The sequence below is a fragment of the Paenibacillus contaminans genome (assembly GCF_003285015.1).
Lineage (GTDB): Bacteria > Bacillota > Bacilli > Paenibacillales > NBRC-103111 > Paenibacillus_V > Paenibacillus_V contaminans.
In genome coordinates, this window is the sequence record NZ_QMFB01000001.1 from 144,649 (window position 1) to 159,535 (window position 14,887).

General features: G+C 51.9%; 15 protein-coding genes and 1 riboswitch. Of the genes, 9 read left to right on the top strand and 6 right to left on the bottom strand.

The genetic code is table 11. From position 1 onward, the window contains the following. The first annotated feature begins 112 nt into the window (after positions 1-112). From DQG23_RS00770 to DQG23_RS42015, 6 genes are all read left to right on the top strand, one after another. Positions 113-1,858 carry a 2-oxoacid:acceptor oxidoreductase subunit alpha gene (locus DQG23_RS00770; protein WP_113028894.1) on the top strand — a complete coding sequence of 582 codons (1,746 nt, stop codon included), beginning with the start codon at positions 113-115 and terminating at the stop codon, positions 1,856-1,858. After that, positions 1,846-2,712: a 2-oxoacid:ferredoxin oxidoreductase subunit beta gene (locus DQG23_RS00775; protein ID WP_113028895.1), complete on the top strand. Its 867-nt coding sequence runs from the start codon at positions 1,846-1,848 to the stop codon at positions 2,710-2,712. Before DQG23_RS00770 ends, DQG23_RS00775 begins: the two co-directional genes overlap by 13 nt. A gap of 327 nt (positions 2,713-3,039) precedes the next feature. After that, the gene (gene pduL, locus DQG23_RS00780) at positions 3,040-3,612 is read left to right on the top strand and encodes a phosphate propanoyltransferase (protein WP_113028896.1); all 573 of its coding nucleotides are present in this window, start codon (positions 3,040-3,042) and stop codon (positions 3,610-3,612) included. Positions 3,613-3,857: 245 nt separating this feature from the next. Next, a complete protein-coding gene (gene miaB, locus DQG23_RS00785) occupies positions 3,858-5,447 on the top strand; it encodes a tRNA (N6-isopentenyl adenosine(37)-C2)-methylthiotransferase MiaB (RefSeq protein WP_113028897.1) in 1,590 nt (529 codons plus the stop codon). Between the two features lie 51 nt (positions 5,448-5,498). After that, positions 5,499-5,963 (top strand): YlbF/YmcA family competence regulator, encoded by a 465-nt coding sequence (locus DQG23_RS00790; protein WP_113028898.1) that lies wholly within the window; start codon positions 5,499-5,501, stop codon positions 5,961-5,963. Between the two features lie 58 nt (positions 5,964-6,021). After that, positions 6,022-6,102: riboswitch (ZMP/ZTP riboswitch) on the top strand. Between the two features lie 62 nt (positions 6,103-6,164). Then, entirely contained in the window at positions 6,165-7,694 is a 1,530-nt protein-coding gene (locus tag DQG23_RS42015) for a cyclodeaminase/cyclohydrolase family protein (RefSeq protein ID WP_238177695.1), read from the top strand. Here the strand turns inward: DQG23_RS42015 and DQG23_RS00800 are convergent, their stop codons facing one another. After that, a complete protein-coding gene (locus DQG23_RS00800) occupies positions 7,695-8,405 on the bottom strand; it encodes an HAD family hydrolase (protein WP_158560231.1) in 711 nt (236 codons plus the stop codon). Positions 8,406-8,653: 248 nt separating this feature from the next. On the opposite strand from DQG23_RS00800, the gene DQG23_RS00805 reads away from it, so the two are divergent. The 3 genes from DQG23_RS00805 to DQG23_RS00815 all read left to right on the top strand — a co-directional run bounded on the left by DQG23_RS00805 (position 8,654) and on the right by DQG23_RS00815 (position 10,718). After that, positions 8,654-9,205, top strand: a complete 552-nt coding sequence (locus DQG23_RS00805) for a GNAT family N-acetyltransferase (protein ID WP_113029533.1) — start codon at positions 8,654-8,656, stop codon at positions 9,203-9,205. Positions 9,206-9,460: 255 nt separating this feature from the next. Further along, complete coding sequence (locus DQG23_RS00810; protein ID WP_113028900.1) at positions 9,461-10,324, top strand: DUF695 domain-containing protein; 864 nt, start codon at positions 9,461-9,463, stop codon at positions 10,322-10,324. Between the two features lie 43 nt (positions 10,325-10,367). Beyond that, positions 10,368-10,718, top strand: coding sequence for a PH domain-containing protein (locus DQG23_RS00815; protein WP_113028901.1), 351 nt, complete (start codon positions 10,368-10,370; stop codon positions 10,716-10,718). Positions 10,719-10,840: 122 nt separating this feature from the next. Here DQG23_RS00815 and DQG23_RS00820 read toward each other — a convergent pair whose 3' ends face one another. The 5 genes from DQG23_RS00820 to DQG23_RS00840 all read right to left on the bottom strand — a co-directional run bounded on the left by DQG23_RS00820 (position 10,841) and on the right by DQG23_RS00840 (position 14,857). After that, the gene (locus DQG23_RS00820; protein WP_113028902.1) at positions 10,841-11,914 is read right to left on the bottom strand and encodes a M42 family metallopeptidase; all 1,074 of its coding nucleotides are present in this window, start codon (positions 11,912-11,914) and stop codon (positions 10,841-10,843) included. A 159-nt stretch (positions 11,915-12,073) separates the two neighbouring features. Further along, a complete protein-coding gene (locus tag DQG23_RS00825; RefSeq protein ID WP_113028903.1) occupies positions 12,074-12,538 on the bottom strand; it encodes a DinB family protein in 465 nt (154 codons plus the stop codon). Positions 12,539-12,560: 22 nt separating this feature from the next. Then, entirely contained in the window at positions 12,561-13,058 is a 498-nt protein-coding gene (locus DQG23_RS00830) for a HugZ family pyridoxamine 5'-phosphate oxidase (protein WP_113028904.1), read from the bottom strand. A gap of 19 nt (positions 13,059-13,077) precedes the next feature. Then, entirely contained in the window at positions 13,078-13,869 is a 792-nt protein-coding gene (locus tag DQG23_RS00835; RefSeq protein ID WP_113029534.1) for an ABC transporter ATP-binding protein, read from the bottom strand. 1 nt (position 13,870) lies between these two features. Further along, positions 13,871-14,857, bottom strand: a complete 987-nt coding sequence (locus DQG23_RS00840) for a FecCD family ABC transporter permease (protein WP_420330195.1) — start codon at positions 14,855-14,857, stop codon at positions 13,871-13,873. Positions 14,858-14,887 lie beyond the last annotated feature (30 nt).

Genomic DNA, 14,887 nt, shown 5'->3' on the forward strand with positions numbered 1-14,887 from the left:
ATAGAATTTGATTGATGTTAAGTTTTTGTTTAATTCCGCTTGACATGCTGCCTTTCGTATCGGATATCATGCCGAAAAATAACAGCAGCGAACAACTAAAGGAGTGGACGTTGTGATTAGTCAATTGTCTTGGAAGATCGGGGGACAACAAGGGGAAGGCGTTGAAAGTACCGACCGGATCTTTTCTACGGCATTAAACCGTCTCGGCTATTATTTGTACGGCTACCGCCACTTTTCCTCGCGTATTAAAGGTGGGCATACGAATAACAAAATCCGGATCAGCACGAAGCCGATTCGGTCAATCTCGGATGATCTGGACATTTTAGTAGCTTTCGACCAAGAAACGATCGATTTAAATGCACATGAGCTTCGCGACTACGGCGTAATCGTAGCCGATGCGAAATTCAATCCAACGCTTCCGGAAGGCGTTAAAGGACGCTTGTTCCCGGTGCCGATTACGGCAATCGCCGAGGAACTCGGAACGTCCCTGATGAAGAACATGGTTGCTTCCGGCGCATCTTGGGCATTGCTCGGTTTGCCGATGGAAGTATTTAATAAAGCGGTAGAAGAAGAATTCGGACGTAAAGGTCCGGCAGTCGTCGAGAAGAACATCGAAGCGGTTGCGCGCGGCGCGAAATTCGTTCTGGATCTTGCGGGCGGCCCGATTCACGAGCTACAGCTTGAACCGGCGGACGGCAAGCAGAAGCTGTTCATGATCGGTAACGACGCGATCGCGCTCGGCGCTGTAGCGGCAGGATGCCGCTTCATGGCTGCTTATCCGATTACGCCTGCATCCGAAATTATGGAATACTTGATTAAAGTTCTTCCGAAATTCGGCGGCACGGTTATTCAAACCGAGGATGAAATCGCTGCGGTTACAATGGCGATCGGAGCCAACTATGGCGGCGCTCGTGCGATTACGGCATCCGCCGGTCCAGGTCTCTCCTTGAAAATGGAAGCGATCGGTCTTGCAGGTATGACGGAAACGCCAATCGTTATTGTTGATACGCAGCGCGGCGGCCCGTCGACAGGTCTGCCGACGAAGCAAGAGCAATCGGATATTTTGGCAATGATTCACGGTACGCACGGTGAAATTCCGAAGATCGTCATCTCGCCAAGCTCGGTTGAAGAGTGCTTCTACGATACAATCGAAGCGTTCAACCTTGCGGAACAGTTCCAATGCCCGGTTATTATCGTAACCGACCTGCAGCTTAGCTTGGGTAAACAATCGGCAGAAATGCTCGATTACAATAAAATCACGATCGACCGCGGGAAGCTCGTTACCGAAGCGCCGGAACAAGAGCCGAACAAGCTGTTCAAACGTTACGAGTTCTCGGAAGACGGCGTATCGCCGCGTATCATCCCTGGCGTGAAGCACGGTATTCACCACGTTACGGGCGTTGAGCACGACCAGGAAGGACGTCCGTCCGAAAGCCCGATCAACCGTAAGAAAATGATGGATAAGCGTATGGAGAAGCTGAAGCATGTTAAAGTGACGAATGCGATCCACGCCGATGCTCCTCATGCGGAACCGGATATGCTGATTATCGGAATGGGCTCGACCGGAGGCACAATCGACGAAGCAAGAGCTCGTCTGGCAGCGGAAGGCATTACAACGAATCACGTAACCGTTCGTCTGATGCACCCGTTCCCTACTGACTTGCTGAAGCCGCATACGGACAAAGCGAAGAAAATCGTTGTGGTCGAGAATAATGCAACCGGACAACTGGCTCAGTTGATCAAGCTGCACCTCGGATGCGGCGACAAAATCCACAACCTGTTGAAATATGACGGGAACCCGTTCTTGCCGGCAGAAATTCACAAAGAATGTAAGGGGCTGATCGCATGGCAACATTAAAAGATTTTCGCAACAATGTGAAACCGAACTGGTGCCCGGGCTGCGGCGACTTCTCCGTTCAAGCGGCGATTCAAAGAGCGTCTGCAAACATTGGGCTGGAGCCTGAACAGCTTGCTATCGTTTCCGGTATCGGCTGTTCCGGACGTATTTCCGGATACATCAACGCTTACGGCTTCCACAGCATTCATGGCCGTTCGCTTCCAATCGCGCAAGGCTTGAAAATGGCTAACCGCGATCTGGCCGTTATCGCTTCCGGCGGCGACGGCGACGGCTTTGCAATCGGTATGGGCCACACGGTTCACGCGATTCGCCGTAACATCAACATCACATACATCGTAATGGACAACCAAATCTACGGTCTGACGAAAGGGCAAACGTCCCCGCGCAGCGCAGAGGGCTTCAAAACGAAAAGTACGCCTCAAGGCTCGATCGAATCGGCTCTTTCTCCGCTGGAGATGGCGCTTGCAGCCGGCGCAACGTTCGTCGCTCAATCGTTCTCGAGCAACCTGAAGCAGCTGACGACGCTGATTGAGGAAGGCATGAAGCATGAAGGCTTCTCGCTGATCAACGTGTTCAGCCCTTGCGTAACGTTCAACAAAATCAATACGTATGACTGGTTTAAAGAGAATATCATCGATCTGGAAGAAACGCCGGAATACGATCCGTCGAACCGCGTAGCGGCGATGACGAAAATTATGGAAACAAACAGCATGCTGACCGGTCTGATCTATCAAGATAAATCCAGAAGAAGCTATGAGAATCTCGTACACGGCTTTAAAGAACAACCGCTGGCGACTCAAGATATCAAGATTACTTCAGAGGAATTTGACAAGCTTGTGGCAGAATTCAAATAATTGTATGAACAAATCAAAGACATACGGCGTCAGCTGTATGTCTTTGTCTTTTTTGGCAGTATACTAGAAATGAGTATGCCATTTATAGAATTGGATCATCATGTCGCTTCCCTATTCGTTCGAGTTTAAAAAGGCCCCTTATTCAGAATTGAGAAGGTTGGATGAATCCGATTACGAGTACCTAAGCGCTTTCCGGAGGAAAGCTGCTTCGTGAGCATACGCTTTGCCGGATGAATCCAAGATTCGATTTCGAATAAACACCAGTTCCGCTTCGTTATGAAAAGTGGCTTTTTAAACAACCTCTAAAAGTGAGAAGGAGGGGTTGAAGTGGTTCATATACCGGTAGGCGTTTCCGCAAGACATATTCATTTATCTCCCATACATGCCGAACGGTTATTCGGCGATAAGTATCAGTTCACGGTCATAAAGCCGTTATCGCAGCCCGGGCAATACGCCGTGGAAGAAACCGTAGCGATCGTAGGACCGAAAGGGAGATTCGATAAAGTTAGAATACTGGGGCCTGTACGGGGCCGCACGCAAGTGGAAATATCGCGAACCGATGCGTTCTCGATCGGCGTGAATCCTCCGGTACGCGAATCCGGAGATATTTACGGTACGCCGGGCGTCACCATTGTCGGTCCGAAAGGCGAGGTGAAGCTGGAGCAGGGTGTCATCGTAGCCGCCCGTCACATTCATTTTCATACAAGCGATGCGATCGCTTTCGGTGTGACGGACAAGCAAATGCTCACAGTCAGACTTAACGGCGAACGCCCTCTGGTCATGGAGCAGGTCATCGCAAGAGTATCCGATACGTATGCGCTCGCCATGCATATCGATACGGATGAAGCAAACGCGGCAGGCGTCAGAACGGGAGACACGGCGGTTATTATAAGGGCTTGAACGGCTTGGGGAGGATGCGACAAAAGCGAAGCTGATTGCTCTTTCAAATTTGTCAGAAACCCTACATGGATATACGAATGGTAAAATGTTATAATACTTAATTGAGCTGCTATTTTATAGTTTATCAGGACGTATAATCGTGGAAGCGGCTCTAAACCTACGGTAAACGCCAGCGTCAAAAACGCCGGCAGGCGTTTATTCTTGTGCAAACCATACAATTCAACATAGAGGGAAGGGAATCTGGCATGTCTAAGGAGAGCAATCACTCAGCGGACTTAAAATCCGTCAAGGGCGACAAAGACTACTCCAAATATTTCGACTTTTCCAGCGCGAAGGTCGTCAAGCAAGAGGACGGAAAAACGACGTACCGCATTAGCGGCCGGAATATTACGGTGAATGCCGCACCTAGCCATAAGGACGAGAAAAGCAGGGGCAAAGAGGATATTCAGGTGCATTACGACTTCACGATCCCTGAAGAGATGAAAGAGTTCGGCAAGGATAAGTTTTATTTGATCAATACGTACGGCTGCCAAATGAACGAGCACGACACCGAGACGATGATGGGATTGCTCGAGCAGATGGGCTATCAGCCAACGGACGATAAGACGGCGGCTGACGTCATCCTGCTGAATACATGCGCTATTCGGGAGAATGCGGAGGACAAAGTGTTCGGCGAGCTCGGACATTTGAAAGCGCTGAAAGCCGAGCGGCCTTCCCTCGTTCTGGGCGTTTGCGGCTGCATGTCTCAAGAGGAAGCGGTCGTCAAACGGATCATGCAGAAGCATGCGTTCGTCGATATGATTTTCGGTACGCATAACATCCATCGTCTGCCTGGTCTGCTTAAAGAAGCTTATATGAGCAAGGAAATGGTCGTCGAGGTATGGTCCAAGGAAGGCGACATCATCGAAAACTTGCCGAAGAAGCGCGAAGGGATCAAGGCATGGGTCAATATCATGTACGGCTGCGACAAGTTCTGCACGTATTGCATCGTTCCTTATACCCGGGGCAAAGAACGCAGCAGAAGGCCGGATGACGTCATTGCCGAAGTGCGGGACTTGGCGCGCCGCGGCTTTAAGGAGATCATGCTGCTTGGTCAGAACGTAAATGCGTACGGCAAAGATTTTGAAGATATCGACTATACGTTCGGCGATTTGATGGACGACATTTCGAAAATCGATATTCCGCGCGTGCGATTTACAACCTCGCATCCTCGCGATTTCGACGACCGTCTGATCGAGGTGCTCAGTCATAAAGGCAATTTGATGGAGCATATTCATTTACCTGTTCAGTCGGGCAATACGGAAATCTTGAAGCGAATGAGCCGGAAGTATTCCCGCGAGCATTATTTGGACCTTGTGGGCAAAATCCGCAAAGCTATTCCCGATGCCGTGCTGACGACCGATATTATCGTCGGTTTTCCGGGGGAAACGGAGGAGCAGTTCGAGGATACGCTGTCGCTCGTGCGCGAAGTGAAATATGACTCCGCCTATACGTTCATTTATTCGCCTCGCGAAGGGACTCCGGCAGCCGCGATGGAGGATAACGTTCCGGAGCAAGTCAAGAGGGAGCGCCTGAAGCGTCTGAACGATCTTATGGGCGAGCTTGGCAGACAAAGCAATGAAAGCTTGCGCGGCGAGGTCGTTGAAGTGCTGATCGAGGGCGAAAGCAAGAACAATCCTGAAGTTTTGTCCGCCCGTACGCGTACGAATAAGCTCGTCCATGTCGTAGCGCCGAAGCATTTGATCGGAACGATTGCAAAGGTGAAAATTACGGAACCGCAAACATGGGTCCTTTATGGGGAGTTGATCCCTGCCTCCGTTCAGCAAGCGATTTAGACCGGAAGGTATGGGAAGAGGAAACTAATTTGATAAAAGGCAGGCGTCGATATGTCCGAACATCATCACAATCATGAGGTTGAATCATGCGATATCCCGCATTACAACTCCACGGAGCTAATTGTCCGCGAAGATATTTTGAATAAGGCAAAGGAACTGGCCGCTTTGATTTCGACTTCGACAGAGGTTGATTTTTACAAACGCGCAGAGAAGCAAATTGCCGACAATGAACACGTACAGAGCTTGATCAAAAAAATTAAGAAAAAGCAAAAAGAAGTCGTCGCTTTTCAAAACACGTTTAAAAACCCGCAAATGGTCGAGAAAATCGAAGGGGAAATTACGGCTTTGCAAGACGAGCTCGATTCCATTCCGATCGTTACGGAATTCCAGCAGTCGCAGAGCGATATCAATTATTTGCTCCAGCTCGTCATGTCGGTCGTTCGCGATAAGGTTTCGGAAAAAATTCAAGTGGAAGAAGCGTCGGCTGAAACGGAGCCCGCAAACTGCAGCGACTAATCAGTAACGATTAATGGTTGTGCCTTTCAAAATCTTCTGGTAAGCTATTGGAAGTAGGTAAACTGCGCGTAACTGGCGGAACGTGGACGACCACGGGGGAGCGCGCTGGACATAATAGCCGTACGCCTGGGCGAAAGTATTCGACGATAATGTCGAATGCTTTTTTTGTTTTCATTTAAGAACAAGCTGGAGGCGATGACGGTGAATGAAGGATTGAAGGGTAGAAAGCTGTTAGGAAAGCCAGTGGCCGAGGAAATTGCTGCGGCAATTAAGGACAAAGTTGGAAGCTGCCGGAAGCAAGGCGTCGAAGTACGCGTATCCGTCGTTTGGGTGGAAGGCGACCCGGCGACGGAATGGTATGTCAATGCCAAGAGGAAGGCGGCGGAAAAACTCGGTATCGTTTTGGACGTTCATCCTTTCGGTGCCGAGGCGGATGAAGGGGAAATTATCGGGTTGATCATGTCGCTCAACCGGGACATAAGGACGCATGGGATTATGCTGGAGCTCCCCCTGCCGAAAACGATGGATGCCAAAAGGATTATGGCAGCGATTAGCCCAAAGAAGGATGTTGACGGAGTGACCCCTGCGAACCGCTATGCGTTGCTGGCAGGCGGCGCCTGCCTGAAACCGGCGACACCTCAAGCTTGTATTCGGCTATTGAACCATTATGGAATAACGTTAGCCGGCAAACACGCTGTCGTGATCGGCAGGGGAGAGACGGTAGGACAGCCGCTTTACCATATGCTGCAGAGGGAGCAAGCGACCGTAACGGTTTGTCATTCCCGAACAGCCGATTTGGAGAAGCACGTACGCAGCGCCGATATCGTATTCGCCGCTGCGGGACGGCGCGGTCTGGTCGGCATCGAAGCGGCTCATGCGGAGCTGGTTGTTGTGGATGCCGGCATTAACGAGACGGAGGACGGCACGATAGCGGGCGATGTCGACCCGGGCGTGTTGTCCGCCGTGGCAGCTATGACGCCGGTGCCTGGAGGAATCGGCACGGTAACGACTATGATCCTGTTCGAAAACGTGCTGCGTGCCATGGAGTGGCAAAAGGAAGAAAGCGATCGCCCGGCAGCGCCGGAAGCGATGGAATTGCAGGAAATAGAGGAATTGCCCTACGACGCTTCAATCCGTTCGTTTTTGGCAGCCGCAGCCTCGTCGTCCTCAACACCCGGGGGAGGCAGCGTTGCGGCGGCGGCTGCAGCGCTTGGCGCCTCCATGTCTTCGATGGTGGCGAAGCTGTCTACCGGTCCGAGATTCGAGCAGACGGAGGCCACGGCGGTTTCCGTCGCTGCGGAGATGGCAGCGGCGATCGCCCGCTCTGAAGCGCTGCTTGTCGAAGATATGCAAGCTTTCGATGCATACATGGCCGCTTGGAAGCTGCCGAAGGGACAATTCCGCAGCGATTCGCTGCGTCAGGCGGCAAGCCATGCGGCAGACGTGCCGCTTCGGCTCGCTAGGCTGTGTACGGATGCGATCCGAACCAGCGGCGCCATTGCGCAAACCGGCAATAAAACGGCGATTTCGGATCTCGGCATCGGCGTACTTTTGCTGGAAGCCGCTCTCGAATCCGCATTGCTGACGATAGAAATCAACATCCCGGCTTTAGGCGGCGGACAGCTTGAAACGGATATCCGGGCGGAAACGACCCGGCTGAGGAATGAAGCTTACGTGAATAAAGAAGCCGTATTGGATACGGTATATCGCCGAATTAGGACGAATAAATAGTTATAACAAATAAGGCTGAAGCTCCGTAACTTGGCGGATGATAAGAGCCGGCTGAACGGAAGACGACGCCGGCGCCGGCCCGCCCCGGTTGAGCCATACCGTCTGCATGCCGAGACGGGAAGGTCCGACGACATCGTTCTCCCAAGAGTCGCCGACGAATAATGTTTCTTCGGGGACAGCGTCAAAATGCCGCAGCGCAGCTTCATAAATTTGCGCATACGGCTTCGAATGTCCGACCGTATCCGAGCAAAACAACGAATCCACCGGAAACAAATGCGCGAGTCCGGCCCCTTCGACTTTATCCATTTGCAGCCGGAGGGTGCCGTTGGACACGATGCCCAGCCGGTATGTTCGGCTCAGATTATCAAGGAACGTCACCTGTTCAATATCCGGCTTCAGAAACCGTTTGATAGTCGGACGAAACAAATCATCGTAACGGCTTGCGTCTTCGATCGTCGCGGCGACCTGAAAAGCCGCAAGCGCGCCGATGAAGCGCTGCTGCCTGAATTCGTTCAGCGTGATCCGCTCAGCCAGATAAAGCGGCTCTAGCTTGCCGTCCAGCTTCTTGAATTCGGCAAAAAGCAATTCCGTGTCCAATTCCCGTGAAAGGGGATGAACCATTAGCGCCGCTTTTGAGCACTCCGCCCAATAATCGTCAAAAAATACGAGCGTATCGTCCAGATCGAACAAGATTAGCTTGCTAGCTTTCAAAGTGGTCCCTCCTCGAATGGTTATCGAACAATTTACCATAGCATCTGCGGCAGGTAAACCATTTTTTTAGGAGAGGCAAGTGAGGTCGCTTCGTTCGAGGGTTCACTTCCGCATAAGAATATGATAGTGTAAGTAACAATTGATCCGCGAAGCGATTCGTACGATGATTGTTGATGGAGCTTCTGTTCCCGGTTTATTACGTTTCCGGCATCGTTGCTCGAATCAAATCGCGATTGGAGGGATCGGTTATGTTCTCGTATACGATAAACGATCATGTATCGCTGCGGCTGCTGGAAATTCGCGATGCGGAGTCTCTGCATATGCTCATTTCCGGCTGCAAGCCTTATTTGCAGCAATGGCTGCCATGGGCGTACAGCCAGCACAGCGTGGACTCGACGCAAGCATTCATACGTGCCTCGCTCGCTCAATTTGCGGCTAACGACGGCTTTCAGGCGGGGATCTGGTACGATAATCAAATTGCGGGGGTCATCGGCTTTCACAGATTCGACTGGATGAACCGGACGACGAGTATCGGTTATTGGCTCGGGGAGCCTTATCAAGGATTAGGCATCATGACGAATGCTTGCCGGACACTCGTGCATTTCGCTTTTGCCACCCTCGGCATGAATCGCGTTGAAATCGAATGCGCGGTCGAGAACGTCAAAAGCCGCGCCATCCCGGAGCGGCTGGGCTTTATGAACGAAGGCAGGCGCCGTCAAAGGGAATGGCTGCAGGACCGATATGTCGATCATATCATGTACGGCATTTTGGCATCGGAATGGCTGGCGGAAAACCGGTAATCGAACCGCACTGCTCTGCGAATTTCTTCCTCCGTAACCGGTCGGGTATTCGGATTGCGCCCTATTTGGGCGCTATTTTTCTTTTGCAAGGGCAGGAAATAAGAGACATGCAACTTTTTTGGACGCAGCTTCGTTATTTACAACAATAAGGAAAGACATTTATACTAAGCAGCAGGGAGATGCGAACGCTTGGTATAATCTAATGCGTTAAGCCGATGCGGATACGTATGCTTCTTTACGATAGCGAGGTGCTTTATGACGGAGAATTGGAATGTGTTTGAGCGCATAACGGAACGTGAGCGGATGTCCCTTTTTCTCAATACGGGTCTAAAGCAGGACGGCCCCGCTAAGGACTTCGGGAGATTGCTTTCGATTACCGTCAATTTATATCGGGCGATGGGGAATCAGGCGATCCCGGCGGTGTATGAACAGGTATACCGGCTGGAAGACCGGCTGGAGTCATTGATGAGCCGTCAATCCGATCAAAACGACGATAGAAAAGGCATATATGCAGGCCGCATCATGACCGGCACGAAGGTAGAGCTCTTCTTTTACGTGAAAGAAGGAATCGAGTATAAGCGCGGACTGGATTCCGTTATACAATCGTTCGATCAATTCAATTTCACTTATGCAGAGCGGCCGGATACCAATTGGAGCTTTTACATGGATTACTTGTTTCCTACTCCGCTGGAGCAGCTGTACATGCGAAATGCCAGGCTGTTCTACGGCTTGCGGCAAAACGGCTATAAGCTGGACGTAGTGCGCCCCGTACATCATGTGCTTTATTTTGAAGGGCGGGAAAGTTTGGACGTTTGCAAGCAAAAAGCAATAGCGCACGGTTTTAAGATCGAGCGGACTGAAGCGGGAAACGAGAAGCATAAGCTTGTGGTCAGCAAGCGCGTTTTGCTGGATATGAGCGTATTAAACGGAACGGTACGCGAGCTGTTCGAGCTTGCGCAAGCGCATGGAGGGAACTACGACGGCTGGGGAACGAATACGAGCCGCCGTTTCTCGGTCAGGCTGCGTTCCGCATTGCGAAACCCGAGAATCGTCACGGCCGTTTTTGCTATCATCGTCCTGGCTGCGGCAACCTGGGAGTTATTGAATGAAGGCTTTTAAGGATGAATTATAGCATATTGCGTTAGGGAGAGGGGGGCGGAGCATGGAGGATGTACTGTGGGAAGGCAAGCCGTTTCAATTCGGGCTGCCGAGCTTTACAAAATATACGCTGACCGCTTCGAGAATCATTATCGAGAGAGGCGTATTGACGAAAAAGCGGGATGAAATCAGGCTTTACCGTATACGCGACGTTTCGACGAAACGTAACCTATGGGAACGAATGCTGGGGATCGGCGATATTACGCTGTTTTCTACGGATGCAAACAATCCGCAGTTCGTCATCCGCAATATTCGAGGTTCGATTAAAGTAGCCGATCTGCTGGCTGAAGCGGCAGAGCAATCGCGCTTGCGCCACAAAGCGATGGAAGTAACGGAAATCGCACAGGAAATGTAAGGCGCCGATTTTTGAACTTTCGAGTGTTAAATAAACGAAAAGGCTGCAGCCGATCCCTCGAGGGGCGACTGCAGCCTTTTTGAAATGATAAGCATTTATATGTTTCACTTATCAAGTATTCATTAAACGTTTTCGGTAATCGTATGGAGCGTCGTCCAGTCCATCTTTTCCACAAGCTTGACAAGCAGCTCCTTGGAAGCGGCGTAATCGTCGACGTGAATGATCGAAGCCGACGTGTGAATATAACGTCCGCAGAGACCAAGCGCCGCTGTCGGGACGCCTATGCCGTGTTGATGGATCCGTCCGGCATCGGTACCGCCGTTTGAGACGAAAAACTGGTACGGGATTTTGTTGCTCTCCGCCGTATCGAGCATAAATTCGATAAGCGTTCGGTTTGGTACGATGGAGGCGTCCATCAGACGCATGACCGTACCTTTGCCTAGATGGCCGAACGCATTTTTATCGCCAGTCGCATCGTTGGCCGGACCGCAGTCTACGGTAAAGCAAATATCCGGGTTGACGAGCGTTGCAGCGGTTTGCGCTCCGCGAAGGCCGACTTCCTCCTGAACGGTTGCGCCGCTGTACAAAATATTCGGGTGTGCTTTCCCTTTCATTTCCTTCAAAAGCTCGAGCGCGAGGCCGACGCCGAAGCGATTGTCCCAAGCTTTGGCCATTATCTTTTTGGGATTCGCAAGCGGCGTGAACGGGCAGATCGGTACGATTTGCTGTCCAGGCGTAATGCCGATCGCCAAGGCGTCTTCTTTATTGTCCGCACCGATATCCAGAAACATCGTGTTGATGTCGATCGGCTTGCTGCGCTGGGATTCGTCGAGCAAATGCGGCGGCGTCGAGCCGATAACCCCGATCACGGGGCCGTTCTTGGTAATGACTTGCATACGCTGCGCAGGCAGCACTTGGCTCCACCAGCCGCCGAGCGTTTTGAACCGGATCATGCCTTGCTCGTTTATCGCGGTAACCATAAATCCGACTTCATCCATATGCCCGTTTACGAGCACCTTAGGGCCTTGCGCATCGCCCCGGAGCACGCCGAATATGCTGCCGAGACGGTCCTGAACGATTTCCTCAGTCACTTTGCTCAATTCCGCACGGACGAAGCGCCGTACTTCGTGTTCAAAGCCCGGAGCTCCCGGAAGCTCCGTTAAGGTACGGAACATTTCTAACGTTTCGTTGTTCATGGTTCTCCCTTCCGGTGCGGCAGATTAAATTTGACGTATTGCATGCCGCTTTTCATTTTTACCATACTCACATTAAAAATGAAAGTCAATCCGGATATTCGGAATCCCAAACAAAAGAACGAAAACCCCCGAAACCTGGAAAGGTTTGGGGGCGGGAAGTTATGTCGTGGTCGGAGACTGCGCGCATTTGCGGATCAGCGATATTTGTCCGGCATGGAGTCCTGTATGGTATAGCGCTCTCCCCAATGCTTCGCGCGGGGTGGAAGTGCCGAGAGGGGAAGCGACGGGCTGATCCCATGCCTCCTCGGGCAGCGCTCTCATTGCAGCCGACAAATGGCGGTCCGAAGCTTCCGAGAATTCGAGCAGCTTTTGAAGATCGGAGAAGACGACGTCTCCGCTTCCGGGACCGCTGGTCACGAACGTTATCCCCTCCGGTACGGCACACTTGAAAAACCAATCCGCGAACATATATTCCACTTCGGCATTGTGCCGCAGCATATGTCCGATCGAGGAAGTGTCGGCCGACAGCTTCAGGTTTAATTCTTCCGTCTTTATGTTTTGCATCGATTTTTGAAAACGATCCCTGACCGTTCTCCACACCGGATAAACTGCTTCAAACGACATGCGCAAACGCTCCTCTCCACCGTTATTTATCTTTGCGGTCCACTACGACATGATTGAACACATCGCCGGGCAAATCTACGTCAAAAGCTTGGCCGAAGCCTACGACATAACGGCCGCTCAGCGGCGTCAGCTCGAACAGGGAGAAATCAAGCCCGCGAAGCATATCCATCAGCTTGGCGTTGAACGTTTCGTTAAACAAGGCAAATATGTCCTCGTGACCCTCATTGCCGAGGTTTTTCGTCGAGCAGGACCACCGCGCGCGTTCGCGGGCAAATACGTTTTGCGACTCCGATTCGTCGGCGATCAGCATGACATGAATGCGGTCGTTCGCTTCGACGTAGCGGTAATGGTCGGAAATTTTACTGATGTATATGTAAAATTTCCCGTCTTTTTTGACATAAGGCGCGTAGCTGATGAACGGAATGGCGTTTTCGTCCAAGCTGCTGATGACGAGCGTTTTGCGGCTTTCTACGAAATCCAGGTAGCGCTGCTTGGTCGCTTCCATATCGATTTGCTTCATTGTCGATTCCTCCTAAAATTTATAATGCTGCGGCCTGCGCTCTCCTAAGCGGATGTATGCGCGGGTATAAGGAGCCGGCGGGGAACTGTACTTCGGCCTCCACGCCATAGACGTCGCGGATCATATCGGTCGTCAAAACATCCGATGGTTTGCCTTTGAAGGCTAACAATCCTTTTTGAATGACATAAATGTTATCGCTGTAGGCGCTAGCCTGATTCAGGTCGTGCAGCACCATAACGATCGTGATTCCGAGCTCGCGGTTGACGGTCTTCACCAATTCCAGCACTTCCAGCTGATGCGCGATATCCAAATAGGTGGTTGGCTCATCGAGCAGCAGCACCTTGGGTCTCTGCGCCAAAGCCATGGCGATCCAGGCGCGCTGGGCTTCGCCTCCTGACAGCGAGACGACAAGCCGCTTGCGCAAAGGGGACATGCCGGTTTTCTCGATCGCCCAGTCGACGATTTCATAATCTTCCCCGGTTAGCCGCTCATACCATTTCTTGTGAGGCATCCGCCCGTAGGAAACAAGCTCTTCGACCGTCATGTCGGCCGGCGTTTGATTGGATTGACACAGAATGCACATCATCTGCGAGATTTTTTTGCTGTTCAAGGTGCGAAGCTCCTGCCCGGCAATGCATACGCGGCCGCTCTCGCAGGGAATGAGCCTGGACATGCCCTTCAATAAGGTTGACTTGCCGGAGCCGTTCGGTCCGATAATCGAAACGATTTCCCCTTCATTAACTTGAAGCGTGAACTCGTTCACAATTTTGTTGCCGTCATAGCTTATTGTCAAGGCTTGAGCTTCGAGCATGTCAAACATCACCTTTTCTCATTAAGTATAGGAAGTATGGGCCTCCGGCGACAGCCATGACGATGCCTGCCGGAATGTCGAGAGGAGCGAACAGCGTTCTGCCCGCCGTATCCGCGACCAGCAGCACGAGCGCTCCCAGGCCGATGCTCATTGGAATCATATTCCGATAATCCGAGCCGACCAGCATGCGCGCCATATGCGGGACCACGAGACCGACAAACCCGACCATACCGACGGTGGACACCGAAACCGCAGCCAAATATACGGCGATAAACGAGAGTATGAGCCGGATCCGGTTAATATTCTCGCCCAGATTGAGAGCCGCTTGCTCGCCCAACCGCAAAATGTTCGCTTGCCTGATGCAGAAAAGCGCCGCGATCCAGCCGGCAACGGAATAGGGCAGCATGACGGTGACGTCGCCGATGCCTTTGCCGGACATGCTTCCGTTTAGCCATTGCAGGGCTGCGGGCAGCTTGTCGCTGTACAGAATGGAAAGCAAAGCGATGATGCCGCCGAATATGGAATTGACGGCTACCCCCGAAAGTATGACTCGAATCGGTGTAATCCCCCGCTTTTTCCAGGCAAGCGCATAAACCATAATGGCTGCCGCCGAACCTCCAACTATCGCGAAGAGAGGAATCCAGGAAGAGTAGGAGGGGACGACGAGCAGGATGAACAATACGGAAACAGCCGCTCCGCTGGATACCCCGGTCAAGCCAGGATCAGCCAGAGGGTTATGCATGACGGCCTGCAGCAGGGCGCCCGAAATCGCCAGGTTGATCCCGATGATAACGGCAAGTGCGACTCTCGGAACGCGGATATCCCACAATATCGTGTCCGACACCTCTCCGCCTTTGCCGGCTATCGCCGTCACGATTTCGGCAGGAGAGATTCTTACGCTTCCCAATCCGATCGATAAAATAATTGCAATCCCAAGCAGGATGAACGTGAAGCCGATCGCGACTCCTTTCGTTTTATGGGGCACCAGCACTTGATTTCCTCCAATTCGGCGAACGGC

Bases quoted from the DNA above. Each gene is read 5' to 3' on its own strand.
- DQG23_RS00775 (WP_113028895.1), top strand. From the start codon at position 1,846: ATGGCAACATTAAAAGATTTTCGCAACAATGTGAAACCGAACTGGTGC.
- miaB (WP_113028897.1), top strand. From the start codon at position 3,858: ATGTCTAAGGAGAGCAATCACTCAGCGGACTTAAAATCCGTCAAGGGC.
- DQG23_RS00790 (WP_113028898.1), top strand. From the start codon at position 5,499: ATGTCCGAACATCATCACAATCATGAGGTTGAATCATGCGATATCCCG.
- DQG23_RS00805 (WP_113029533.1), top strand. From the start codon at position 8,654: ATGTTCTCGTATACGATAAACGATCATGTATCGCTGCGGCTGCTGGAA.
- DQG23_RS00810 (WP_113028900.1), top strand. From the start codon at position 9,461: ATGACGGAGAATTGGAATGTGTTTGAGCGCATAACGGAACGTGAGCGG.
- DQG23_RS00815 (WP_113028901.1), top strand. From the start codon at position 10,368: ATGGAGGATGTACTGTGGGAAGGCAAGCCGTTTCAATTCGGGCTGCCG.
- DQG23_RS00820 (WP_113028902.1), bottom strand. From the start codon at position 11,914: ATGAACAACGAAACGTTAGAAATGTTCCGTACCTTAACGGAGCTTCCG.
- DQG23_RS00825 (WP_113028903.1), bottom strand. From the start codon at position 12,538: ATGTCGTTTGAAGCAGTTTATCCGGTGTGGAGAACGGTCAGGGATCGT.
- DQG23_RS00830 (WP_113028904.1), bottom strand. From the start codon at position 13,058: ATGAAGCAAATCGATATGGAAGCGACCAAGCAGCGCTACCTGGATTTC.
- DQG23_RS00835 (WP_113029534.1), bottom strand. From the start codon at position 13,869: ATGCTCGAAGCTCAAGCCTTGACAATAAGCTATGACGGCAACAAAATT.